The following is a 22,739-nucleotide window of genomic DNA, read 5'->3' as shown; positions in this document are numbered from 1 at the left end:
CGCCGCCGCTCGGGATGGCGTGAAGGTCCGCCTCACTCCCCGGGCCAGGTCCCGGTGGCGTTCTCGATGCCCTCCGCGGTCGCCCGGTCGATCGCGGCCTTGACCACGCCGAATATCGCTCCCTGGACGGCTGCGGCCACCAGAACCTCACCCCAGCCGTACTGTTTCGATGTGGCCTCGGGGGCGTCGCCCTTGCCGGCGAGCAGTTTCCAGACCTGCTTGAAAACCAGTCCGGAAATGAGACCGCCGGCCATACCGGTAAGCGCGCCCACTCCCCTGTAGGCAAGCTTTTTCACGATTACTTCTTCCTCCGCAGTACCCGCCAGAGCACCAGGACCCCGGCGACCACCGCCGCGGTGGCCCAGGGGCGGTTCTTGGCCCGGGTGACGACCTTGTCGGCGGCGTCCTTGACCTCGGGCAGGTGCTGCCGCGCCTTCTCCGCGAGGTCACCGGCCGCGTCGCCGGTCTTCGCGGCGAGGTCGCTCGCCTTCTCGCCCGCCTTCACGGCGAGGTCCCCGGCCTTCGCACTCGCCTTGGCCGCCAGGTCGCCGGCCTTGTCACCGGTCTTCGCGGCGAGGTCGCCGGCCTTCTCTCCGGCTTTGGAGGCCAGAACTCCCGCCTTTTCCCCGGCCACGACCTTGAGGTCCCCCGCGCTCTTCTTCATTTCCGTCAGCGCGTCCTGCGCTCGATTCGCGGTATCCGCCATCGTTTCCTCCTTCGCGATGAACTCCCGCTACCCGAGGCCGCCCGGCTCTAACGGGTTTCCCGCCGAATGGCGACTCGGCGGGAATACGCATGCCGAAAGCCGGCTGCGCACGCGGCGAGCCGGCCTGGTACGAATCCTTCGCGTCTTTCGAGGGACGGCGGCCACGATGGGTCGCCGCTTCGCGGGTGACGGCCGCCGGGGCGGCCGGCCCGGCCCGGTGGGACCAGGTCGGCCGTCAGCGGGCCTTGGCGGTCGCCCTGCGGTTCGCCTTCTTGATCGCCTCGACGAGGTGGGCCTTGTCCATTCGGGACCGGCCGGCGATGCCGAGCTTGGTGGCGATCTGGTACAGGTGCTCCTTGCTGGCGTTGGCGTCGACGCCCTCGGCCGTCTTGCCGGGTTTCGGCGTGCCGCGGGCCGCCTGCGCGTCGGAGGGGCCCTTCTTGGACTTGGGCTCCCAGTGGTCGCCGACCTTCTCGAACGAGTGCTTCAGGGCGGCGAACGCGGTGCGGTGCGCCCTCTGCCCCTCGCCGTACGTCTTCACCGCCGAATCGTGCGCCTTGATCCAGGTCTCCTGCGCCTTTTTCGGCGAGCGCTCGATTGTGGACGGGAGTTCCTCTTTTCCAGGCATGCTTCTCCCTCCTCGAAAGCAGCCGATCCTGTTCGACCGACGGTTTTCCTTCCCTGGCCGGCGGCTCCATGCGCGAGCCGCCGAAACTTTGGGGCAGCCGTTCACTCCCGCAGAACATCGCATGACTTTTCATGACTTGTCCGCGAGCGCGGGGTTCCCCCGGCGTCAGATCATGCCGTCGTCGTAGCGCCGCTCCTCGTACACCTGGGTCCGCGTGGCGTCGACCGGGTGCACGGGGCTGACCGGGGTGACCGGGGTGGCGTCGGTGGTGCGGGTGACCGTACGGCGGACGCTGTTCATGCGCCAGATGCCGAACGCCAGCCCGACGATGCCGCCCAGCATGAGGATCACGCCGAGGGTGTTGATGTCGACGCCGGCGAGGTCGAACTCGAGGGCCCAGGTGAAGATGGCGCCGAGCATGATCAGGAAGATGCTTCCGGCTATCGTCATGGCACTGCCTCCTTCGCGGTTGCCCTCCCTCTTTCCCCCACACGAATCTCAAACGTCGGTGCCCGTGTTCGCCGCGTTCAGCGGGCGGGCCGGCCGCCCGCCGCGCGGCGGGTGACGACGCGGCAGAGGGCCGTACCGGCGAGCGTGAGCAGGCCGAAGACGATCCAGCCGGTGCCCGGGGCGCCCTCGCCGGGCGCCTCGCCCGTCTGCGCCGCGCCGACCGGCGTGACCCTGACCTGCACGGTCGAGGTGGCCGTGACCGTCGGCCCGGAGGTGGTGGCCGTCACCGTGGCGGTGGCGGTGGGAGTGGAAGAGGTCGCGGTCACCGTGGCGGTCACGGTGGGCGCCGGGGAGGTCTCGGTGACCGTGACGGTCGCGGCGGGGGCGGACGAGGTGTCGGTGGGGGTCGCGGTGGCGTCGGCCGAGGGGCCGACCGTGACGGCGAGGGACGCGGGTGTGGCGCCGGGGGCCGGGCTGCACGTGATGGGCGAGGGATCGAGGTTCACCGTGAACGCGCCCGCCGTCAGCGCGAGCGTGGCCTCCGCGGACGGTGTGATCGTCGCCGTCATCGAGGGCACGGCGATCGGGCTGCCACTGTCCATGGCGACGGTGTTCGCGGGGCCCTCGGCCCTGGCGATCGCCGCCGTGGAGCCGGCGACGCTCTCGTTCCCGCCCGGCGTGCTGGAAACGGTGTCACCCGGCATGTCGGTCCCGGTGTCGCCCACCGTGGGGGTCACCGCCGGCGTGTCGGTCGCGGTGGGGGTCGCCGTCGGCGTGTCGGTCCCGGTGTCGCCCACCGTGGGGGTCACCGCCGGCGTATCGGTCGCGGTGGGGGTCGCCGCCGGCGAGGCGGTCGCGGTGTCGCCCACCGTGGGCGTATCGGTCGCGGTGGGGGTCGGGGAGGCGCCGGGCACGGGGGCGGTGGACCAGGCGAGCTCACCGGTGAGGTGCGCCCCTCCGCTCGGGATGGTGGACGGCGCGGTCAGCGGGTCGCTCGCCGAGGTGCCGACCCCCCAGGCGACCGGGAACGGCACCCCCGCCGTGGCGGCGGCGGAGGGGCCGTCCAGGGTGACGGGAAACGAACGCGTGGCCCCCATGCACACGTAGGGAACGTCAGTGGAGACCGCCTGAGCGGCGGAAAGCCGCGCCGTACCCTCCGGCACGGACGCCGCGAACGCCTGCGTCACACAGGCCGTCAGCCCGACGGCGAGTCCCGCCGCGAGGGCTCCGGCCCGCAGCCGTCCCGGATCGTAGCTGCCCACGGCTTCCCTCCACAGTCGGCGATCATCGTCCGACAGTGTGGAGGGGCCACCTGAGGGGACCTGCGCCGCACGCGGCAAGTTTGCTGTGAATCCGGACGAGGCCCGCCATCATGGGCACGTGGGCATAGAGCACCAGTTCTGGAGGGCCGTCGCGGTCTACCGCATCGCCTCGGTGGCGTACGCGGCCCTGCTGCTGGCGGGTGCCGGGGGCTACCGGCGTCCGTTGCTCGGATGGCTGGTCATCGCGATGATGGCCCTGTGGACGGCGGCCACGACGGTCGCCTATCCGGCCGCCCGGGGCCGCCCCCTCCTGGTGATCGACCTGCTGGTGACCATGGGGTGCCTGCTGGCGTCGCCGTACGTCCAGGGCCCGCAGGCCGGGCCCGCGGGTGTCATGCCGGTCACGGCGACCTGGATCGGCGGGCCGGTGCTGGCCTGGGCCGTGTACGGCGGGCGGCGGGCCGGCGTCGTGGCCGCGGTCGTGCTGTCGGCCGCGGACCTGTGGCTGCGCGGCCTGCGCGGGTTCGACCTGTCGGTTCCCGTCAACGGGGCCGTGCTGCTGACCCTGGCGGGGGCGGTGGTGGGCCACGTGTCGCGGCTGACCAAGCAGGCCGAGGAGCGGCTGCAGCGCGCGGTCGAGATGGAGGCCGCCAACCGCGAACGCGAACGTCTGGCCCGGGGCATCCACGACTCGGTGCTCCAGGTGCTCGCCCTGGTGCAGCGCCGCGGGCTCGAGATCGGCGGTGAGGCGGCCGAGCTGGGACGGCTCGCGGGCGAGCAGGAGGCGGCGCTCCGCGAGATGATCCGCAGCGAACCCGCGACGGGCGGGTACGAGGACGGCCTGGCCGACCTGGGCGCGCTGCTGCGCCGGTACGGCGCGCCGGCGGTGACGGTGTCCACGCCGGCGACTCCGCTCCTGCTGCCGGCCTCACAGGCTCGGGAGGTCGCGGCGGCCGCGGGCGCGGCCCTCGACAACGTACGACGGCACTGCGGCGAGGGCGCACGGGCGTGGGTGTTCGCCGAGGAGGACGGCCGCTCGGTGACGGTGACCGTCCGCGACGACGGCCCCGGCATCCCCGAAGGGCGGCTGGCCGCGGCGGAGGCCGAAGGGAGGCTGGGGGTCGCCCGGTCGATCCGTGGCCGGCTCGCCCAGCTCGGCGGCACGGCGGGCTTCGTCTCGGTCCCCGGCCAGGGCACCGAGGTCGAACTGACCGTGCCCGCTCCGCGCCCCCGCCGCGCCCGGTGACGGCTTACAGTGGCGGGCGTGGAGGCGTTTCGGGTGATGGTGGTGGACGACCATCCGATGTGGCGCGACTCGGTCGCCCGCGACCTCGGCGAGGCGGGGTACGACGTGGTCGCGACCTGCGGTGAGGGACGGCAGGCCCTCCGCGTCGCCGCCGCCGCACGACCCGATGTGGTGATCCTCGATCTCAGGCTTCCCGACCTGCCCGGCGTCGAGGTGGCCAAGGGCCTGGCCGCCTGCGAGCCGCCTCCCCGGGTGCTCGTGCTGTCGGCGAGCGGCGAGCAGGAGGACGTGCTGGAGGCGGTGAAGGCGGGCGCCTCGGGCTACCTGGTGAAGTCGGCGAGCCGGGAGGAGTTCCTGGACGCCGTGCGGCGCACCGCCGGCGGCGAGCCGGTGTTCACGCCCGGGCTCGCGGGGCTGGTGCTCGGCGAGTACCGCCGCCTCGCCGCCCAGGAGCCCGCCGGCGACGCCGGGCCGCGCCTGACCGACCGCGAGACCGAGGTGCTCCGGCTGGTCGCCAAGGGCCTGTCGTACAAGCAGATCGCCGAGCGGCTCGTGCTGTCGCACCGCACGGTGCAGAACCACGTCCAGAACACGCTCAACAAGCTGCAGCTGCACAACCGGGTCGAGCTGGTGCGCTACGCGATCGAGCGGGGTCTCGACGGGGAGTGAGCGCGGTTCTCAGACGCTTTCGACCTTGTAGGGGTCGTGCTCGGAGAGCAGCTTGTCCAGCCGCGCCTGGTCGACGCGGCTCGTCATGTTCGCGATCTCCTGGCGGTCGCGCAAGCACTTGGCCAGCACGAAGGCCGAGGTGACGGTGTACAGGACACCGACGGCGAGGAACGCGCGCACCCATGGGTTCACCGGCAGGTAGGCGATGCCGATCGCGACGCTTCCCAGGGCCAGGGCGAAGGAGATCATGCACTGGGCGTAGTAGGCACCGGTCATGGTCGGCTGGATTGGCTTGGTCATGTCCCGATGATGTGCCCATGGCCGCGGGCCGGGCATGAGTACGCGTACCCGGCCTGGTCTGAGTACGCCCGCGCTCAGACCATGGCGAGGACCCGCCGGTCGGCCAGGCGACCGGCGACGATCGTGACGGCGGCGGCCGCGACGGCGGCCAGCAGCAGCACCTGGGAGGGGCCGGTGTCCGCGGGGGCTTCCGGGTGCTGGCCGTGGGTGTAGAGGATCGCCGCCGAACGTGCCGACACGCCCAGCAGGACGAGCCATCCGGCGGCGGAGAACACGCGCAGCCGCCGCTCGCGGTCGTCGCGCGGCAGGCCGCCGTCCAGTGGCCGGTGGTCCCCGGCCAGCAGCAGCCGGATGCCGGTGGTGACGTTGGACACCGTCAGCATGCCGGTCAGCACGGCCCACAGCCAGAACGCGCACACCACCACCGTGCCGCCGATGACCATCGCGCGGTACTCCAGGTCCTCGAAGAGGGCCACGATCACGACCCCGACGAACATGACCTGCAGCCAGGCGAAGGCGAACATGACGCGGGTCGACAGCTCCATGAGGGGACGGTCGTACAGCTCACCCGGTTCGACACGCCGTTCGAGCAGCCACGCGCGGCCCTGCGCGAGCCCCACCCCGACCAGGCAGGTCAGGTAGGCGGCCAGGACGACCAGCACGACCGGCAGCGCGGCGGGGTGGTGGTCGTCCCCGGCCGGCTGGGCGGCCTCCGCCGGGAACGTCCGCGCCCAGGGGACGAGAACCGCGAAGACCGGTCCGAACAGCAGCAAGCCAACGGCCGCGATCCTGCGGGCGTCTCTGACACGGGCAGTCTCAAGGGCTGCGGAATCCATGCTCTCTTTGACGCCGTTCGGGGATCAGTGGTTCATCTCCGCCCATCGTCACCGCAGAGTGTGGCGAGCCGCGCGGGACACGCCGCGCGGCGGCGAAGAACGCGGGGATTGCTTCCGCAGGTGAGGCGGTTTTGAGGGATATTTCGTGACCCATCCGGCCTCCCGCCTGGCACCTGATGCTCTTCACCCATCTGCCCGATTCGCCGCCGCCCCGAAACCGGTCCAGGCCCACCTGACCGCTTCCGGCCACCGGGCGAGCGCAGCGCCGCGTTGCGCTCTTGGCGGATGCGCCACAGGCGGAACGCCTCCCCCACAGGGGCGACGGCCGTCTACGGTCCGACCCATGCAGATCATCCAGCTCCGTCCGGAGCTTCACATGCTGCTGCTCGGCTTCGGGCAGGCCTACCTCTGGCGCGACTCCGACTCCCTCACACTCATCGACACCGGGACGGCCGGAAGCGGGGCCGACATAGCGGCCGCGATCGAGTCGCTCGGCCTGCGGAAGGAGGACCTCCACCGCGTGATCGTGACGCACGGCCACAACGACCACTACGGCTCGGCCGCCGAGGTCAGGGCCTGGAACGGCGCCCCCGTGATGGCGCACCGCCTGGACGCGCCCGTCATCCGCGGCGAGGACCCAGGACACCGGCCCGCCCTCGCCGACTGGGAGCGCGAGCTTTGGCGGACCCTGCGCATCGACGAGCTGCCGCCCGGCCCGCCGTGCCCGGTCGACCGGGAACTGGAGGACGGTGCTGTCCTCGACTTCGGCGGCGGGGCCAAGGTGGTCGCCATCCCGGGCCACACGGGCGGCAGCATCGCGATCCACCTGCCCGGCCCCGGAGTGCTGTTCACCGGCGACACGGTGGCCAACGTCGACAAGCGGCTGATGCCCGGCGTCTTCAACGAGGACCCCGGGCGGACGGTGGAGTCGTTCCGTGCCCTCGCCCGCCTGGACGCGAGCCTCGCCTGCGTCGGGCACGGCGAGCCGGTGACCGGGGATGTCCCGGCCGCCCTGCGCGCCGCGTCCGCCGCCCTCCCCGGCTGAGCCCCGCAGGAGGCTCAGCCGGCGCGGAGCACGGCGACCCCGGCGGGGGGCAGGGCCACCGTGCTCACCCGCGCGTCCGCCGGGTCGAGCGCGTCGGTCCACTCGCCGTCAAGGCGGACCTCGTGCTTGTCGCCGGTGTGGTTGAGCAGGATGAGGAAGGTGCCGCCGTCCCCGCTGCGGACGGCCGCCTCCACCCCCGCGGGCAGCCCCTGGAGGGCAGGCCGCACCCCCGCCTCGGCGACCGCCCGGCCGAGGACCGCGCGCATGCCGGTCTCGTCGAGCCGGGTCGAGAGGTAGCGGGCCACCCCCGCGCCGAACTCGTGCCTGGTCACCGCCGGGCGGCCCGCCCAGTCGGCCGAGTCGAAGACGAACTCCGGCTCAGCGCCGGTGAGCTGGAGATCCTCGCGCCACAGGTCGGCGACGCCTTCGGCGCCCTCGAGCGCGCCGCAGCCGCGCACCGCGAACGTCTCATGCTCGGCGGCCGGGCAGAACTCCTCGACCCGCACGCCGAGAACCTCGCGCAGCGGCGCGGGGTACCCGCCGAGGTGCACCCGGTCGTGCTGGTCCACGATGCCGCTGAAGAACGACACCACCAGCGCGCCACCGCCCGCGACGTACGACGTGAGGCGCTCGGCGTCCTCGGTGGACAGCAGGTACAGGTTCGGGGCCACGACCAGCGCGTACGCGCCGAGGTCCGCCGAGGGCGGCACGACATCGACGCCGACGCCGAGGTCGTGCAGCGGACCGTAGTGGTCGAGCAGCCGCTCCGCCTGCCGCACGCCCGCAGACGGGTGGGAGTCGAGCTCCAGGGCCCACCAGCTGTTCCAGTCGAGCAGGATCGCCACCTGGTTGCGCACCCGCGTACCGAGCAGGCCGGGCACCGAGGCGAGCTCTTGGCCGAGTGCGGCGATCTCGCGGTACACCCTGCTGTCGGCTCCGGCGTGCGGCACCATGCCCGAGTGGAACTTCTCGGCGCCGCCGCGTGACTGCCGCCACTGGAAGAACATCACCGCGTCGGCGCCGTGCGCGACGGCCTGCCAGCTCCACAACCGCATCCGCCCGGGCTGTTTGACGGCGTTCCTGGCCCGCCAGTTGACCGCGCTGGGCGCCTGCTCCATCAGGATCCACGGCTCCCCGCCCCGCGAGCCGCGGATCGTGTCGTACACCAGGCCGGGGGCGAGGTGGGGACGCTCGTCGTGCGGGTCGGCGTAGCAGTCGACGGCGGCGACGTCGAGCCCGGGCGCCCATTCGAACACGTCGACCGACTTCAGGCCGCCCAGGAAGTTCGTCGTCACGGGGACGCCGGGGGTGACGCGCCGCAGGACGCTCGCCTCGGCCTCGAAGCAGGCGCGCAGCTCCTGGTCGCTGAAGCGCATGTAGTCGAGCTGCTGGGCGGGGTTGGGGAAGGTCGGCGCGAGGGCGGGCGGCCGTACGTGGTCGAACGACGCGTAGCGCTGCGACCAGAAGTCGGTCGACCAGGCGTCGTTCAGCGCGTCGACGTCGTCGTAGCGTTCGCGCAGCCAGCGGCGGAAGGCCGCCGCCGACACCTCGCAGTAGCAGGCCGCGATGTGGCAGCCGTACTCGTTGCCGACGTGCCACAGCCCGAGCGCGGGGTGGTCGCGGAAGTGGGTGGCGAGCCGTTCGGCCAGCATCGCGGCGCGCTCGCGGTAGACGGGGCTCGACGGGCAGAAGTGCTGCCGTCCGCCGGGCCCGAGCACGGCTCCCTCGGCGGTGACGGGCAGGATCTCGGGGTGCTCGTGGACCAGCCACGGCGGCGGCGAGGCCGTCATGGTGGCGAGGTCGGCGGTGATGCCGTGCGCGTGCAGGTCGTCGAGGACCTTCTCGAAGTACGAGAAGTCGTAGGCGTCGCGGACGGGCTCGACACGGGCCCAGGCGAAGACGCCGACGGTCACGAGGTTCACCTTGGCCTCGGCCATGAGGCGGAGGTCCTCGGCCCTGGTCTCGGCGGGCCACTGCTCGGGGTTGTAGTCGCCGCCGAATGCGAGGCCGCCGAGGCCGCGCCAGAGCCGGGAGGCGGCGCCGGGCGCCGGGTTGAGATCGTTGACGTCCATTGTCGGCGCGGCCGGCCCGGCTGTCCGGGGTCCGCCGCTCCTCCCTTCGGTCAGGTGCGGGTCTGTGGGATCGGCCGGCCGGCGGCGCGGCGAAGCGTGGATCAGCGGGACGGCGGGGCGCCCGTGCTCTCACGGACGACCAGGCGGGGCGCGACCAGGGCGATCGTGGAGGGGATCTCGCCGGTCTCGATCTGGGTGAGCATCAGCGACACGATGCGCTCGGCCACGACATCGAAGTCCTGGTGGACGGTGGTGAGCGGCGGCGAGAGGTAGGCCGACTCCTCGATGTCGTCGAAGCCGGCGAGGCTGACGTCGTCGGGGATGCGCCGCCCGGCCTGGGTCATCGCCCGCATGACGCCGAGGGCCATCTGGTCGTTGGCGGCGAAGACGGCCGTGACCTCCGGCCGTTCGGCGAGGCGGAGCCCGGCCTCGTAGCCGCTGGCGGCGCTCCAGTCGCCGAACAGCACCGGAGGCACCGTCGCCCCGGCCTCCTTGAGGGTGGCGTGCCAGGATTCCGCGCGGCCGCGCGCCGAGTAGGAGTCTTCGGGGCCGGAGACGTGCCAGACGGTCCGATGGCCGAGGTCGAGCAGGTGACGGGTGACGAGGCGGGCGCCGAGGGCCTGGTCGGTGTCGACCATGGGGTGGCGGAGGTTGAGGTCGCCCTGTGCCATGACCACGGGCACGCCGGGTGGCAGGCGCAGCGCCGGGGTGTCAAGGATCTGCGCCTCGACGAGCACGATGCCGTCGACCGCCTGCATGGTGAGCTGGTCGAACGCCTGGTGCACCGCCCGCTCAGTCTGCGACTCGATGGCGACCATGTTGACGGTGTAGCCGGACCGCTGCGCGACCCTGGCGATGGCGTCGGCGGTGCGGGCGTTGCCGAAGTTGCTGAACCCGAAGCTGATCAGCCCGAGGGTGCGGAACTGGCCGGTGACCAGGGCGCGGGCGGCGGTGTTGGGGCGGTATCCGAGGACGCGCATGGCCGACAGCACGCGCCGGCGGGTCTCCTCCTCGACGTTGCTGCGGTTGTTGGCCACCCGGGAGACCGTCTGGCTCGACACGCCCGCCATGGCGGCGACGTCGGCCATGGACGCCCGCCGGCGCGGCCGCCGCGCGGCGCCTGAATCCCGCGCTTCCTGGGTGCCCCCGTCCACTGCCACCTCATGTCGTCCGATCGGCGTATCGCCTGTGGAAACTCTCGCACGATGTTTACGTAAACACGCCCGTCCGTCAATGACGCTGCGGGACAAGGAAATGAAGGTCACACATTCGCCTAAAACGGACATTGCTGGTGGCCCGATGTTCCCTATTGACACACATGGGGGGTCGGTCCAGACTACGGCTCACCTTCGTCATGTTCACGTAAACACGCCACTCACCCACACCGCCGCTACGACGCCGCGCGCGGCCCAGGTCGCAGCGGGGCCGCCCAGGCCGCCGCCGCCCGACAAGGAGAGTTCAGTGCCAGTCCTCGTGGCAACGCGAACATCGCGCGTCAGGACCACGCGATGAGCGCCCACGGCGTGCCGGGCCGGCCGTACCTGCGCCCGCGCGTCGCCGGCTACGCCTTCTTCCTGCCGTTCTTCGCGGTCTTCCTGGTCACGGTCGTCGCGCCCCTGGCGTACGCGGTCTACCTGAGCCTCTTCCAGGACCGGCTGATCGGCGGCACCGTCTTCTCCGGCCTCGCCAACTACACCAGGGCGCTCAGCGACGCGCTCTTCGGCGCCGGCCTGCTGCGGGTCGCGCTCTTCCTGGTCGTCCAGGTGCCGGTGATGCTGCTCATCTCGCTGCTGTGCGCCCTCGCCATCGACAGCGGCCGACTGCGCTGGCCGTCCCTGTTCCGCGTCACGATCTTCATGCCGTACGCCGTGCCCGCCGTCGTCGCGGCGCTGATGTGGGGCTACATGTACGGCGACCGGTTCGGCCTGGCCGGGCAGATCGGCCGCGGTCTCGGCGTCGCGCTGCCGGATCTGCTGTCGCGCTCCTGGATGCTCGCCTCGATCGGCAACATGGTGACCTGGGAGTACGTCGGCTACAACATGATCATCCTGTACGCCGCGCTGCGGGCGGTGCCCGAGGAGCTCTACGAGGCCGCCGAGATGGACGGCGCGGGCGCGATCCGCACCGCGTGGAGCATCAAGCTCCCGGCGCTGCGGCCCGCGCTGCTCGTCGCGACGATCTTCTCGATCATCGGCAGCTTCCAGCTCTTCAACGAGCCCAACATCCTCCAGACGCTCGCCCCCGCGGTCATCACCACCAGCTACACGCCCAACATGTACGCCTACAACCTGGCGTTCAACGGCCAGCAGTTCAACTACTCCGCCGCGGTCGCCGTCGTCCTCGGGCTCGTCACGATCGTCGTCGCCTACGCCGTGCAGATCTTCACGGCGAGAAGGGAGAAGACGCTGTGACGGCCGTCGCCTCGTCGTCCCACCGGGCCCTCAGGCCGAGGCGCCACCGCAGGAGCGCCACGCTGACCGTGATCATGCTGGCGATGTTCGTGTACACGGTGATGCCGCTGTTCTGGCTGTTCGCCAACGCCAGCAAGGACAGCGGCGACCTGTTCTCGACCTTCGGCCTGTGGTTCGGCGGCGACTTCCACCTGTTCGCCAACATCGGCGAGACGCTGAGCTACAACCACGGCATCTACCTGCGCTGGTTCGGCAACACCCTGCTGTACTCAGTGGTCGGCGCGGGCGGGGCAGCCGTCCTGGCCACCCTCGGCGGGTACGCCCTGGCCAAGTACGACTTCCCGGGACGCAGGCTGCTGTTCGCGATCGTCCTCGGCGCGATCTCCATCCCGGGCACGGCACTGGCGGTGCCGACGTACCTGCTGTTCAGCAAGGTGGGCATCGTCGACACTCCGTGGGCCGTGCTCATCCCCTCGCTCACCAGCCCGTTCGGCCTCTACCTGATGCGCGTCTACGCGACCGACGCCGTGCCCGACTCGATTCTGGAGTCGGCCCGCATCGACGGGGCGCGGGAGTTCCGGATCTTCCGCACCATCTCGCTGCGGCTGCTCGCCCCGGGCTTCGTCACCGTGCTGCTGTTCTCGCTGGTGGCGACCTGGAACAACTACTTCCTGCCGCTGATCGTGCTCAACACCCCCGACTGGTTCCCGCTCACCGTGGGGCTCAACCAGTGGAACGCCCAGGCCAACACCGGCTCCTCGGGTGCCGGCGAGGCCACCTACCACCTGGTCCTGACCGGCAGCCTGCTCTCCATCGTGCCGCTGATCATCGCCTTCCTGGTGCTGCAGCGGTTCTGGCAGTCGGGGCTCGCCACCGGAAGCGTGAAGCAGTAACCCCCCAACGAATGAGGAAACCGCCATGAGAACACTTCCTTCGCGGCGCGGTGTCGTGACCGCCGGCATCGGCGCGGCCCTGGCGCTCGCGCTCGCCGCCTGCGGCGGCGGCTCCGGTTCCGACGCCGGCTCCGGTTCCGGTCAGGCCCCCGTCCCGAGCGCGACGGCCGCCGTCCAGGACGCGCTGAACAAGCCCGCGGAGCTGACCTTCTGGACGTGGGTGACGGGCATCGAGAAGACCGTGGCCCGGTTCGAGGCGAAATACCCCAACATCAAGGTCAACGTGGTCAAGGCGGGGCAGTCCGCCGACGAGTACACCAAGCTGCAGACCGCCCTGAAGGCCGGCTCGGGCGCGCCCGACGTCGCGCAGATCGAGTACTTCGCCCTCCCCCAGTTCGCGCTGTCGAAGCAGGTCGTCAATCTGGCGGAGTACGGCGCCGGGTCCCTGAAGGACAAGTTCGCCGCCTCCGCCTGGGGACAGGTCGCCATCAACGGCGGCGTCTACGGCGTCCCCCAGGACACCGGGCCGATGGCGATGTTCTACCGCAAGGACGTCTTCGACAAGGTCGGCATAAAGCCGCCCACGACGTGGACCGAGTTCCTCGACGCGGCCAGGAAGATCAAGAAGGCCGACCCGGACAAGTTCATCACCTCCATCGACCCCGGCGACGCGGGCGGCGTCGACAGCCTGATCTGGCAGGCGGGCGGCGTGCCGTTCAGGACCTCCGGCACCAGCGACGTCCGCATCGGGCTCGCCTCCGACCCCGGCGTCAAGCAGTGGGTGGACACCTGGGGCACGCTGCTGAAGGAGAAGCTCGTCGACCCGCAGCCCGGCTGGACCGACGAGTGGTGGAAGAGCATGGACTCCGGCAGGTACGCCCTCTGGCTGGCCGGCGCCTGGGCGCCCTCCCCGATGGCCGGCTCCATCCCGAAGTCGGCCGGCAAGTGGGCGGTCGCCCCGATGCCGCAGTACGACCCGGCCAAGCCCATGAACGCCGAGAACGGCGGCTCGTCGGTCGCCGTCATCCCGCAGAGCAAGAACATCCCGGCCGCGGTGGCGTTCGCCGAGTGGCTGAACTCCGACCCAGAGGCCGTCAAGTCGCTGAACACCGAGGCCGGGCTGTTCCCCGCCACCAAGGTCCTGCTCGGCGACCCCGCCTTCCGTGACGCGCCGCTGGAGTTCTTCGGCGGGCAGAAGGCCAACCAGATCCTCAGCGACGCCTCCGCCGCGGTCCGCACCGACTGGCAGTACCTCCCGTTCCAGGTGTACGCCAACAGCGTCTTCAAGGACACCGTCGGCCAGGCCCTCGACGGCGGCGACCTCGCGGCGGGCCTGAAGTCCTGGCAGGACCGCATCACCACCTTCGGCGACCAGCAGGGCTTCACGATCTCGTCCGGCGACTGACCTCCACCGCCCCGGCCGGAGGCCTCGGCGCACACCGTCCCGCCGCCTCGGCGCCGAGCGGACCGGGAGAGCTCGCGGGCGAACTGAACCACCCTTCGGACATCAAGCGAAAGCCTCACATCCGACGAGGGCGTGAACCGAGGCCGCGTGGGAGCCGTATCGCCATCTGGATCGGTTTTGGGTGTTCGGAGGAGAAAGTCCAATTACGAGCAGCTATATCCCGGCAGCGGGTCGGCGGGACGGCCGATGATCCGCGGCACCAGGCACGACCACCCGGCGGGCGGGCGGCCCGTGGACGCCGATCCCTGGCAGGTGGGCGGCTACCGCGTCCTGCGCAGGCTCGGCGAAGGCGGCATGGGAGTGGTCTACCTCGCCGAGGGGCCCTCGCGGGTGCAGGTGGCCGTCAAGGTGATCCACCGGCACCTCGCCGGTGACCCCGAGTTCCGCAGGCGGTTCCGCCGCGAGGTGGCCGCGACGCTGCGCGTGGCGAGGTTCTCCACGGCGCCGGTGCTGGACGCTGACGTGGACGGCGACATCGCCTACCTCGTCACCGAGTACGTCCCCGGGCCCACGCTCTTCGAGGCCGTCCGCACGCGGGGCCCGCTCTCCGGCTCCAGCCTGGAAGGACTGGCCATGAGCATGGCGGTCGCGCTCCGGGCCATCCACGCGGCCGACGTCATCCACCGGGACCTGAAACCGTCGAACGTGCTGCTCTCCCCGGTCGGCCCCAAGGTGATCGACTTCGGGCTCGCCTACCTGCCCGACTCCTCGACCCATTCGATCGCGGTCATGGGCACGCCCGCGTACATGTCGCCCGAGCACGTGCGCGGGCTGCCGATCTCGGCGTCGTCCGACATCTTCTCGTGGGCGGGCGTGGTGGCGTTCGCGGCCTGCGGGCAGCCGCCGTTCGGCGCGGGGGCGGGGCACGAGGTGCTCTACCGGGTCGTGCACGACGCGCCGAACCTGCCTCGGCTGGACGGCGTCCTCGGTGAGCTGGTCACCCGGGCGCTGGACAAGGACCCCGCCGGCCGGCCCGCCGCCGCCGAACTGGTCGAGTCCCTGGCGGCCGGCAAGGCCGGCCGTGTGGTCGTCGCGGTCCCGCGCGGCTCGCTTCTTCCCCGCGCGAAGGCGAAGGCGGTCGCCGCCGACGCCGAGACGGAGGCCGCGTCGGGAGGGCCGTCCGGCCTCGGCCCGCCACGCCGGCGGCGCTGGAGGTGGGCCGGTGCCGGCGCGGCGGCGCTCGCGCTCGTGACGGCGGGCGTCGTCCTCACCTCGCAGGCGAAGCTGACCATCTTCCAGCCCCCTCCGTACCCGGGCCTCTCGGGCGGCGACCTTCCCGGGCAACCTCCGGCGACCGGAGGCCCGATGGGTGAGAACCCGCTGCGGGCCAAGGACGTGCGGTTCTACCAGCAGCCCGGCACCGACGCCGCCCGCCAGGCGCGCACCTGGTCCGACCAGGGACGGACGGCCGACGCGTCCCTCATGCGGGCCCTGTCGCGCGTCCCCCAGGCCATGTGGCTGGCCGGCGGCTCACCCGCCGACGTCTCCCGCACGGCTCGGACCGCCGCGAGCGAGGCCGAGCAGGGGCACACCGTCCCGGTGTTCGTCACCAACGACATCCCCGGCCGTGACTGCTGGAACGGCGGTGCCGCGAACACCGGCGCCTACCGGGACTGGATCGACGCGGTGGCCGAGGGCATCGGGAGCCGTCCGGCGGTCGTCGTCCTGGAACCCAGCAGCCTGGCGAGGATGCCCGGCAGCGCGCAGTGCCCCGAGGGCGGCGAGACGGCCGCCAGGCAGCGCTACAGCGATCTCTCCTACGCGGTGGAGACCCTCGGCGGCCTCGCCCGCACCTCGGTTTACCTCGACGGGGGCCTCGCCGGCTGGCCCTCTGTCGCCGACAGCGCCGAGCGCCTGGTGAACGCCGGGGTGAGCAAGGCGGACGGCTTCTACGTCAACATGGTCGGCTACCGGACCACGGAGGCGTCGCTGGCCTACGGCGCGAAGCTGTCCAGGTGCGTCCACCTGAAGACGTCCTCGTCACCGGCGGCCACCTGCTTGGAGAACGAGCTCGCGGCCGTACCGGACGACCTCCCGGACCTCCCGCACTTCGTGGTGGACACCAGCCGGAACGGTACCGGCGAGTGGCAGCCGCCGGCCGGGCGGTACAAGGTGCCGGACGAATGGTGCAACCCGCCCGGCCGGGGCGCCGGCGCGCGGCCGACCACCGCCACCGGGCACCCTCTCGCGGACGCGCTGCTCTGGCTGAACAGCCCCGGTTTCTCCAACGGCCAGTGCGTGCGCGGCACCGCGGGGCCCGCCGACCCGGTGTACGGCTTCGTGACCCCCGCCTCGGGGCAGTGGTGGCCCGACCTGGCGCTGGACCGGGCGAAGAACGCCGTCCCGCCGCTGACCGAGAAGGACTGACGGCGTCAGGGCCGGACGGCCCCGATGAAGCGGCTCCGGCCGTAGGAGTCGAGGGTGACGACGCGGACGACGTCACCGGTGTGCGGGGCGTGCACCATCTTGCCGTCGCCCGCGTAGATGCCCATGTGCCCGAGACCGTTGCTGAACAGCAGGTCCCCCGGCTGCAGGTCGTCCATCGAGACGCGGCGGGAGGCGCCCCAGGCCCACTGCTGGTAGGTGGTGCGCGGCAGCTTCACCCCGGCCCTGGCCCAGGACGCCTGGGCGAAGCCGGAGCAGTCGAAGGAGCCCGGCCCGGTGGCGCCCCAGCGGTACGGCTTGCCCACCTGGGCGAACGCGAACTGCAGGGCCGTTCTGGCGTTGCCGGACGCCGTGCCGGTGTACTTGATGCCGCGGCTGTCGGGGTTGCCCGGGTTGAACTGGTTGAGCCGCCTCAGCAGGCGCTCCTGCTCGCCGACGAGCTTTTCGACCTGCTTCTTCTCCTTGGCGACGTCGGCGAGGGTCTTCGCCACGTCGTCGTAGGCCGCCTTCGCCGTGCCGACCCGCTGCCTGAGGCCGCGCGTTGCCTCGTCGAACCGCGCCAGCGTCTGGGCCCGGCCCTCCGACACCTGGTTCGCCAGCGCGAGCCCGGCCAGCGTACCGGCCGGGTCGCTCTGGGTGACGATGCCGCCGATGCTCGACAGGCCGCCGTACTGGTACATGCTCGACGCCGTCGAGACGACGCTCTCCCGGAGGGAGTCGACCTTGCTCCGCTCGCCGCCCAGCTCGTGGTCGAGCCGGTCGTACTTCTTCTTGGCGGCCTTGTACTTCTCGGCGACGGTGTTGTAGCGCTCGACCGTCTTGTCGGCCTGGTCCTGGAGCTTGGCCAGCCTCGCCTTGGCCTGCGCCACGGTCGGGCGCGGTTCGGCGGCCGCGCTCCCCTGCGAGGTCAGCAGGACGGCGGCGGCCAGCCCGGCGACCGCCGGAACAACTCTCGTCCGGATGCTGCGCACGGGCACACAGACCCCTTCCCTGATCAGCCGGCACCGCGGACGGGTCTGCCTGCGGGGGCTCAGGCAGACCCGCGGTGCTTCGCGACGGTTCGCAGCAGCAGGTACGCGCCGCCGTCACGTTCGGTTCAGCCGATCGGAGAATTCCTCAGGAAAGGGCCCGGCGGCCGCTGCCGTCCCGCTCGTGGCCGCCCTGCGTCTCGGTGACCTTCCCGGCGGAGACCCGTAGGTGGCGGGAGGTGTGCACGGCGTCCAGCATGCGCCGGTCGTGGGTGACCAGCAGCAACGTGCCGGGGTAGGAGGCCAGCGCGGACTCCAGCTGTTCGATCGCGGGCAGGTCGAGGTGGTTGGTGGGCTCGTCGAGCACCAGGAGGTTCACCCCGCGGGCCTGCAGCAGCGCGAGAGCCGCCCGGGTGCGTTCGCCCGGCGAGAGGGTGGCCGCGGGACGCATCACGTGGTCGGCCCTCAGCCCGAACTTCGCCAGCAACGTGCGGACGTCGGCGGGGGCGAGATCGGGCACCGCCGCGCCGAACGCCTCCACCAGCGGCTCCTCGCCCAGGAACAGCCCGCGGGCCTGGTCGACCTCGCCGACCACGACGCCCGGCCCGAGGGCGGCGTGCCCCTCGTCGAGCGGGATCCGCCCGAGGAGCGCCGCGAGCAGCGTCGACTTGCCCGAGCCGTTGGCCCCGGTGATCGCCACGCGCTCGGCCCAGCCGATCTGCAGGTCGACGGGGCCGAGGGTGAAGCCGCCCCGCCGGACCACCGCGCCGCGCATGGTGGCGACCACGGCCCCCGCGCGCGGGGCCACGGCGATCTCCATGCGCAGCTCCCACTCCTTGCGGGGCTCCTCGACCACCTCGAGCCGCTCGATCATGCGCTCGGTCTGCCGGGCCTTCGCCGCCTGCTTCTCGGTGGCCTCGCTGCGGAAGTTCCGGCCGATCTTGTCGCCGTCGGTGGCCTTGCGGCGGGCGTTCTTGACGCCCTTCTCCATCCACGCCCGCTGCGTGCGGGCCCTGGCCTGCAAATCGGACCGCTTCTCGGCGTACTCCTCGTACTCGGCGCGGGCGTGGCGGCGGGCCACCTCGCGCTCGGCGAGGTACGACTCGTAGCCGCCGCCGTAGGAGTTCACCTGCTGCTGGGCGAGGTCGAGCTCGACGACGCGGGTGACGGTGCGGGCGAGGAACTCGCGGTCGTGGCTGACCAGCACCGTGCCCGCCCGCAGGCCGGTGACGAACCGCTCCAGGCGTTCGAGGCCGTCGAGGTCGAGGTCGTTGGTGGGCTCGTCGAGCAGGAACACGTCGTACCGGCTGAGCAGCAGCGACGCGAGCCCGGCGCGGGCGGCCTGCCCGCCGGACAGCGAGGTCATCGGCTGGTCGAGGTCGACGGCGAGGCCGAGGTCGGCGGCCACGCCTTCGGCGCGTTCGGCCAGGTCGGCGCCGCCGAGGGCGAGCCAGCGCTCCAGGCCGGCGGAGTACGCGTCGTCGGCTCCGGGACGGCCCTCCACCAGCCCTTCGGTGGCGGCGTCGAGCTCCCGCTGCGCGGCGGTGACGCCCGTGCGGCGGGCCAGGAAGTCGGTCACCGTCTCACCGGGCCTGCGCTCGGGCTCCTGCGGGAGGTACCCGACGGCGGCCGTCGGGGGCGTCACCTGCACCACCCCGTGCTCGGGTGCGAGCAGCCCCGCGAGGATGCGCAGGAGCGTGGACTTCCCGGCGCCGTTCACGCCGACCAGGCCGACGACGTCCTCGGGGCCCACGACCAGGTCGAGCCCGGAGAACAGCACCCGGTCACCGTGTCCGGCGGCGATGTCCTTGGCGACGATGGTGGCGCTCATGCCTGAAACGGTATCCGTCCCGGCGAGCACATCGACCGATTAACACCCGTGCAGGCCGTTCCCGTCCCGGGACCGCCCGGTTACGATCATTGGGTGACGAGCGGCGGCGACGGCAGGCTTCTGGCGATCAGTGATCTGCACGTCGCCTACCCCGAGAACCGCGAGATCGTCGAGAAGCTCCGGCCCGGCTCCGACGACGACTGGCTGCTGGTGGCCGGCGACGTCGGCGAGTTCGCCGCCGACATCGAGTGGGCCCTCGCCCTCCTCGCCGAGCGGTTCGCGACCGTCGTCTGGGTTCCGGGCAACCACGAGCTGTGGACGCCCAAGGACGACCCGGTGCAGTTGCGCGGCGAGGCACGCTACATGCACCTGGTGGAGATGTGCCGGCGCCTCGGCGTGCACACCCCCGAGGACCCCTACCCGGTGTGGACGGGCCACGGCGGGCCGGTGACGATCGCGCCGCTCTTCGTCCTGTACGACTACACCTTCCGGCCGCCCGACACCACCAAGGAGGAGGCGCTCGCCTGGGCGCGCAAGTCCGGGGTGGTGTGCACCGACGAGTTCATGCTGCACCCGGACCCGTACCCCAGCAGGGACGCCTGGTGCCGGGCCCGGCTGCGGGAGACCGAGCGGCGTCTGGCGGCCCGTGACCCGGAGATCCCGACCGTCCTGGTCAACCACTTCCCGCTGGTCCGTGAGCCCACCGACATTCTGCGCTATCCGCAGTTCGCGCAGTGGTGCGGCACGGTGGGGACGGCCGACTGGCACCTGCGCTACAACGCGGCGGCCGTGGTGTACGGCCACCTGCACATCCCGAGGACCACCCGCCACGACGGCGTGCGCCACGAGGAGGTGTCGCTGGGTTACCCGCGCGAGCGGAAGATGTACGGCCTGGACGGCATGCGGGCGATGAGGCACGTCTTCCCCGACGAAACCGCCTCGTGATCGAGAAGATCCTTCCTCCCGGCGTCGTGTGGGCGGACACCTTCGACGACCCGCCCGGGGTGACGCTCTTCCCCGAGGAGGAGAAGCTCATCGAACCGGCGGTCGAGAAGCGGCGCAGGGAGTTCACGACGGCGCGCATGTGCGCCCGGCAGGCCCTCGGCCTGCTGGGGCTGCCTCCCACGCCGCTGCTCCCGGGCCCGCGCGGAGAGCCTCGCTGGCCGGACGGCGTCGTCGGCAGCATCACACACTGCGTGGGGTACCGAGGGGCCGTCGTCGGCCGGTCGTCCGACGTGACCACCATCGGCATCGACGCCGAGCCTCACGACGTGCTGCCCGAGGGCACCTTGGGCATCATCACCCTGCCCGACGAGCGCGACCACCTGCGCGAGCTGGCCCGGCAGGACGGGCGGGTCCACTGGGAACGGCTGCTGTTCTGCGCCAAGGAGTCGGTCTACAAGGCGTGGTACCCGCTCGCCCGCCGCTGGCTCGACTTCGGCGAGGCCAGGGTGCGCATCGACCCCGCCACGGGCACCTTCTCGGCCCGCCTCCTCGTCCCCGGCCCGCGGACCGACGGCGTGGAGCTCACCGGCTTCTCCGGCCGCTGGCTGGTCGACGACGACCTGATCCTCACCGCCATCGTCGTCCCCACCCCGGCCTCCCGGCCCATCCCGTGACCACCGCGGCCCCTCCACCGCTCCGGCCCATCGGTCCCCTTCCCGGCGCCGGTGCGGCGGGACGTGGTGCGGCGGTTCCGGCGCCGTTCACGGCGGGTTCCCGGCCGTCTCCCTCAGCCGGGCGGTGAAGCCGTCGAGGAGGGCATCGAGGGCGTAGTCGAAGCGGGACTGGTGGTCCTCGGGGGTGCCGAGCCCATCGGCGACGGCCTCGGCGATCAGCGGGAAGCCGTCGGTGTCCAGGTCGGGCTCGTCCTGGCCGGGCGGCGGGACCTCGGCCAGGGTGTGGCCGACCACGAAGGTGATCGTCGCGGTGATGGTGTGGAAGGCCTCCCGCAGCCCGAACCCGGCCTCCTTCAGGACCGCGACCCCCGCCTCCAGCACGCGCAGCGCCTCCGGCCGGCTCACCGGGCGTACGGCCACGAGGGGCAGCACGCCGGGGTGCCGCAGCAGTTCGCGCCGGTACCCCACGGCCGCCTCGCGGAGCATGGCCCGCCACGGCGTGCCCGGGGCGGGCGGCTCGGCCACGGCGCGGCTCAGGACGCGCTCGACCAGCCCGTCGAGCAGGGCCTCCTTGTTCGGCACGTAGTAGTACAGCGTCATCGCCTCGACGCCGACCTCCGCCCCGAGCTTGCGCATCGTCAACCCGGCCACCCCGACCTTGTCGACGAGGACGAGCGCCGCGTCGAGCACGCGCTCCCGGGACAGCTTCCCGCGTTCCATGCACCACCGCCTCACAACTTGACTTACAGCATAAGAGAAACGGCGCCGAGCGCCTCTTCAGCGGAAGGCGCGGCGGTAGGCGTGGGGGCTGACGCCGGTCACGCGCTTGAAGCGGTCGCGGAAGGCGGTGGGAGAGGTGAAGCCCACCTGGGCGCCGATGCGTTCGACGGTGTGGTCGGTGGTCTCCAGCAGGTGCTGCGCCTGGCGGATGCGGGCACGGTGCAGCCATTGGAGCGGACTCGTGCCGGTCTGCTCCCGGAAGCGGCGCATCAGCGTGCGCGGGCTCATCCCGGCATGGGCGGCGATGTCGGCCACGGTCAGGTCGCGTGCCAGGGAGGACTGCAGCCAGATGAGCAGGGGTTCGAGCGCCGAGCCCCGGCTCGTGGCCGGGAACTCCTGGACGATGAACTGGGCCTGCCCGCCCTCCCGTTCCAGCGGCATGACCGACAGACGGGCGGCGTCGGCGGCCACGGCGGAGCCGTAGTCGCGGCGGATCAGGTGCAGGCACAGGTCGAGCCCGGCGGCGGCGCCCGCGGAGGTCAGGATCTGCCCGTTGTCGACGTAGAGGACGTCCGGGTCCACCTCGATGCCGGGGTACGCGGTGGCCAGCAGGTCGGCGGCGAGCCAGTGCGTGGTGGCGCGCAGGCCGTCGAGGAGTCCGGTGGCCGCCAGGGGAAAGGTGCCCGAGCAGATGGAGGCGATCCGGGTGCCGCGGGCGGCGGCGGCCCTGACCGCGTCGCGGACGGCCGGTGAGAGCGGGGCCTTGGGGTCGGCGGTGCCGGGGACGATGATCGTGTCGGCGTCCGTGAGCCCGTCCAGTCCCCAGGGGGCGTGCAGGGTGAACAGGCCCGCGTCCACTTGGGGCCGCTCGGCGCAGACGCGCACCTGGTAGGCGGGACGGCCGTCCGGCAGACGGGTACGCGTGAAGACCTCGATCGGGGTGGACAGATCGAAGGGGATCACCTGGTCGAGGGCGAGGACGGCCACGGTGTGCATGGCGGAACGCTAGCCGCCCGCCTGTTTCCCGCCAAGCGGCCGAGCCAGCACGAATCCATGGACATGCTGGTCAGAGCATCTGGCGGTATCCCGTTGGGAGGTGTCGTGAATGCCACTGGGAGGTGATTCGGCCGCCTACTACCGTCGGTGGCGATTTCCAGCATCGACGAGAGAAGGAATTGTGAACCCGTCCGTCTGCGCCGGCACCGGCCCGGATCCCGCACCCATGAGCTTCGC

22 protein-coding genes are annotated in these 22,739 nt (G+C 72.1%); 9 read left to right on the top strand and 13 right to left on the bottom strand.

Translation table 11 applies throughout. The features are described 5' to 3' along the window. Positions 1 to 32 precede the first annotated feature (32 nt). The 5 genes from KIK05_RS07060 to KIK05_RS07040 all read right to left on the bottom strand — a co-directional run bounded on the left by KIK05_RS07060 (position 33) and on the right by KIK05_RS07040 (position 3,046). Positions 33 to 296, bottom strand: coding sequence for a DUF4235 domain-containing protein (locus tag KIK05_RS07060; RefSeq protein WP_214409726.1), 264 nt, complete (start codon positions 294 to 296; stop codon positions 33 to 35). 2 nt (positions 297 to 298) lie between these two features. Then, complete coding sequence (locus KIK05_RS07055; RefSeq protein WP_214409725.1) at positions 299 to 706, bottom strand: hypothetical protein; 408 nt, start codon at positions 704 to 706, stop codon at positions 299 to 301. Positions 707 to 941: 235 nt separating this feature from the next. After that, complete coding sequence (locus tag KIK05_RS07050; RefSeq protein ID WP_214409724.1) at positions 942 to 1,334, bottom strand: ChaB family protein; 393 nt, start codon at positions 1,332 to 1,334, stop codon at positions 942 to 944. A 165-nt stretch (positions 1,335 to 1,499) separates the two neighbouring features. Continuing rightward, the gene (locus KIK05_RS07045) at positions 1,500 to 1,784 is read right to left on the bottom strand and encodes a hypothetical protein (RefSeq protein ID WP_214409723.1); all 285 of its coding nucleotides are present in this window, start codon (positions 1,782 to 1,784) and stop codon (positions 1,500 to 1,502) included. A gap of 77 nt (positions 1,785 to 1,861) precedes the next feature. Then, positions 1,862 to 3,046, bottom strand: a complete 1,185-nt coding sequence (locus KIK05_RS07040) for a hypothetical protein (protein ID WP_214409722.1) — start codon at positions 3,044 to 3,046, stop codon at positions 1,862 to 1,864. Between the two features lie 118 nt (positions 3,047 to 3,164). Here KIK05_RS07040 and macS point away from each other — a divergent pair, with 118 nt between their 5' ends. Both macS and KIK05_RS07030 read left to right on the top strand, forming a co-directional pair. Continuing rightward, positions 3,165 to 4,292: a MacS family sensor histidine kinase gene (gene macS, locus KIK05_RS07035; protein WP_214409721.1), complete on the top strand. Its 1,128-nt coding sequence runs from the start codon at positions 3,165 to 3,167 to the stop codon at positions 4,290 to 4,292. A gap of 36 nt (positions 4,293 to 4,328) precedes the next feature. Next, entirely contained in the window at positions 4,329 to 4,961 is a 633-nt protein-coding gene (locus KIK05_RS07030; protein WP_214409816.1) for a response regulator, read from the top strand. Between the two features lie 9 nt (positions 4,962 to 4,970). Here the strand turns inward: KIK05_RS07030 and KIK05_RS07025 are convergent, their stop codons facing one another. Next, complete coding sequence (locus KIK05_RS07025) at positions 4,971 to 5,261, bottom strand: YiaA/YiaB family inner membrane protein (protein ID WP_214409720.1); 291 nt, start codon at positions 5,259 to 5,261, stop codon at positions 4,971 to 4,973. 74 nt (positions 5,262 to 5,335) lie between these two features. After that, complete coding sequence (locus KIK05_RS07020) at positions 5,336 to 6,034, bottom strand: hypothetical protein (protein WP_214409719.1); 699 nt, start codon at positions 6,032 to 6,034, stop codon at positions 5,336 to 5,338. Positions 6,035 to 6,440: 406 nt separating this feature from the next. Here KIK05_RS07020 and KIK05_RS07015 point away from each other — a divergent pair, with 406 nt between their 5' ends. Beyond that, positions 6,441 to 7,142 (top strand): MBL fold metallo-hydrolase, encoded by a 702-nt coding sequence (locus tag KIK05_RS07015; protein WP_214409718.1) that lies wholly within the window; start codon positions 6,441 to 6,443, stop codon positions 7,140 to 7,142. 14 nt (positions 7,143 to 7,156) lie between these two features. Here the strand turns inward: KIK05_RS07015 and KIK05_RS07010 are convergent, their stop codons facing one another. Together KIK05_RS07010 and KIK05_RS07005 are read right to left on the bottom strand one after the other, a co-directional pair. Continuing rightward, positions 7,157 to 9,214 (bottom strand): beta-galactosidase, encoded by a 2,058-nt coding sequence (locus KIK05_RS07010; protein WP_214409717.1) that lies wholly within the window; start codon positions 9,212 to 9,214, stop codon positions 7,157 to 7,159. Between the two features lie 101 nt (positions 9,215 to 9,315). Then, positions 9,316 to 10,368: a LacI family DNA-binding transcriptional regulator gene (locus tag KIK05_RS07005; RefSeq protein WP_308249788.1), complete on the bottom strand. Its 1,053-nt coding sequence runs from the start codon at positions 10,366 to 10,368 to the stop codon at positions 9,316 to 9,318. A 354-nt stretch (positions 10,369 to 10,722) separates the two neighbouring features. Here KIK05_RS07005 and KIK05_RS07000 point away from each other — a divergent pair, with 354 nt between their 5' ends. The 4 genes from KIK05_RS07000 (at position 10,723) to KIK05_RS06985 (ending at position 16,350) form a co-directional block, all read left to right on the top strand. Beyond that, entirely contained in the window at positions 10,723 to 11,625 is a 903-nt protein-coding gene (locus tag KIK05_RS07000; RefSeq protein ID WP_214409716.1) for a carbohydrate ABC transporter permease, read from the top strand. After that, entirely contained in the window at positions 11,622 to 12,518 is an 897-nt protein-coding gene (locus KIK05_RS06995; protein WP_308249787.1) for a carbohydrate ABC transporter permease, read from the top strand. The genes KIK05_RS07000 and KIK05_RS06995 overlap by 4 nt, the downstream gene beginning before the upstream one ends. Positions 12,519 to 12,543: 25 nt before the next feature. After that, positions 12,544 to 13,923, top strand: coding sequence for an ABC transporter substrate-binding protein (locus KIK05_RS06990; protein ID WP_214409715.1), 1,380 nt, complete (start codon positions 12,544 to 12,546; stop codon positions 13,921 to 13,923). A 246-nt stretch (positions 13,924 to 14,169) separates the two neighbouring features. Continuing rightward, positions 14,170 to 16,350: a glycoside hydrolase family 6 protein gene (locus KIK05_RS06985; protein ID WP_214409714.1), complete on the top strand. Its 2,181-nt coding sequence runs from the start codon at positions 14,170 to 14,172 to the stop codon at positions 16,348 to 16,350. Positions 16,351 to 16,355: 5 nt separating this feature from the next. Here KIK05_RS06985 and KIK05_RS06980 read toward each other — a convergent pair whose 3' ends face one another. Together KIK05_RS06980 and KIK05_RS06975 are read right to left on the bottom strand one after the other, a co-directional pair. Then, positions 16,356 to 17,345 carry a C40 family peptidase gene (locus KIK05_RS06980; protein ID WP_308249786.1) on the bottom strand — a complete coding sequence of 330 codons (990 nt, stop codon included), beginning with the start codon at positions 17,343 to 17,345 and terminating at the stop codon, positions 16,356 to 16,358. Between the two features lie 139 nt (positions 17,346 to 17,484). Continuing rightward, positions 17,485 to 19,167: an ABC-F family ATP-binding cassette domain-containing protein gene (locus tag KIK05_RS06975; RefSeq protein WP_214409713.1), complete on the bottom strand. Its 1,683-nt coding sequence runs from the start codon at positions 19,165 to 19,167 to the stop codon at positions 17,485 to 17,487. Positions 19,168 to 19,260: 93 nt separating this feature from the next. Between KIK05_RS06975 and KIK05_RS06970 the strand changes: the two genes are divergently transcribed. After that, positions 19,261 to 20,112: a metallophosphoesterase family protein gene (locus tag KIK05_RS06970; RefSeq protein WP_214409712.1), complete on the top strand. Its 852-nt coding sequence runs from the start codon at positions 19,261 to 19,263 to the stop codon at positions 20,110 to 20,112. Next, a complete protein-coding gene (locus KIK05_RS47970) occupies positions 20,109 to 20,786 on the top strand; it encodes a 4'-phosphopantetheinyl transferase family protein (RefSeq protein ID WP_214409711.1) in 678 nt (225 codons plus the stop codon). The genes KIK05_RS06970 and KIK05_RS47970 overlap by 4 nt, the downstream gene beginning before the upstream one ends. A gap of 87 nt (positions 20,787 to 20,873) precedes the next feature. Here KIK05_RS47970 and KIK05_RS06960 read toward each other — a convergent pair whose 3' ends face one another. Together KIK05_RS06960 and KIK05_RS06955 are read right to left on the bottom strand one after the other, a co-directional pair. Continuing rightward, the gene (locus KIK05_RS06960) at positions 20,874 to 21,506 is read right to left on the bottom strand and encodes a TetR/AcrR family transcriptional regulator C-terminal domain-containing protein (protein WP_214409710.1); all 633 of its coding nucleotides are present in this window, start codon (positions 21,504 to 21,506) and stop codon (positions 20,874 to 20,876) included. 57 nt (positions 21,507 to 21,563) lie between these two features. Then, positions 21,564 to 22,502 (bottom strand): GlxA family transcriptional regulator, encoded by a 939-nt coding sequence (locus tag KIK05_RS06955; RefSeq protein WP_214409709.1) that lies wholly within the window; start codon positions 22,500 to 22,502, stop codon positions 21,564 to 21,566. Positions 22,503 to 22,739 lie beyond the last annotated feature (237 nt).

This window comes from Sphaerisporangium fuscum, assembly GCF_018531465.1.
In the GTDB taxonomy this organism is placed as follows: domain Bacteria; phylum Actinomycetota; class Actinomycetes; order Streptosporangiales; family Streptosporangiaceae; genus Sphaerisporangium; species Sphaerisporangium fuscum.
This window is presented reverse-complemented; position numbering and strand designations above follow the sequence as displayed.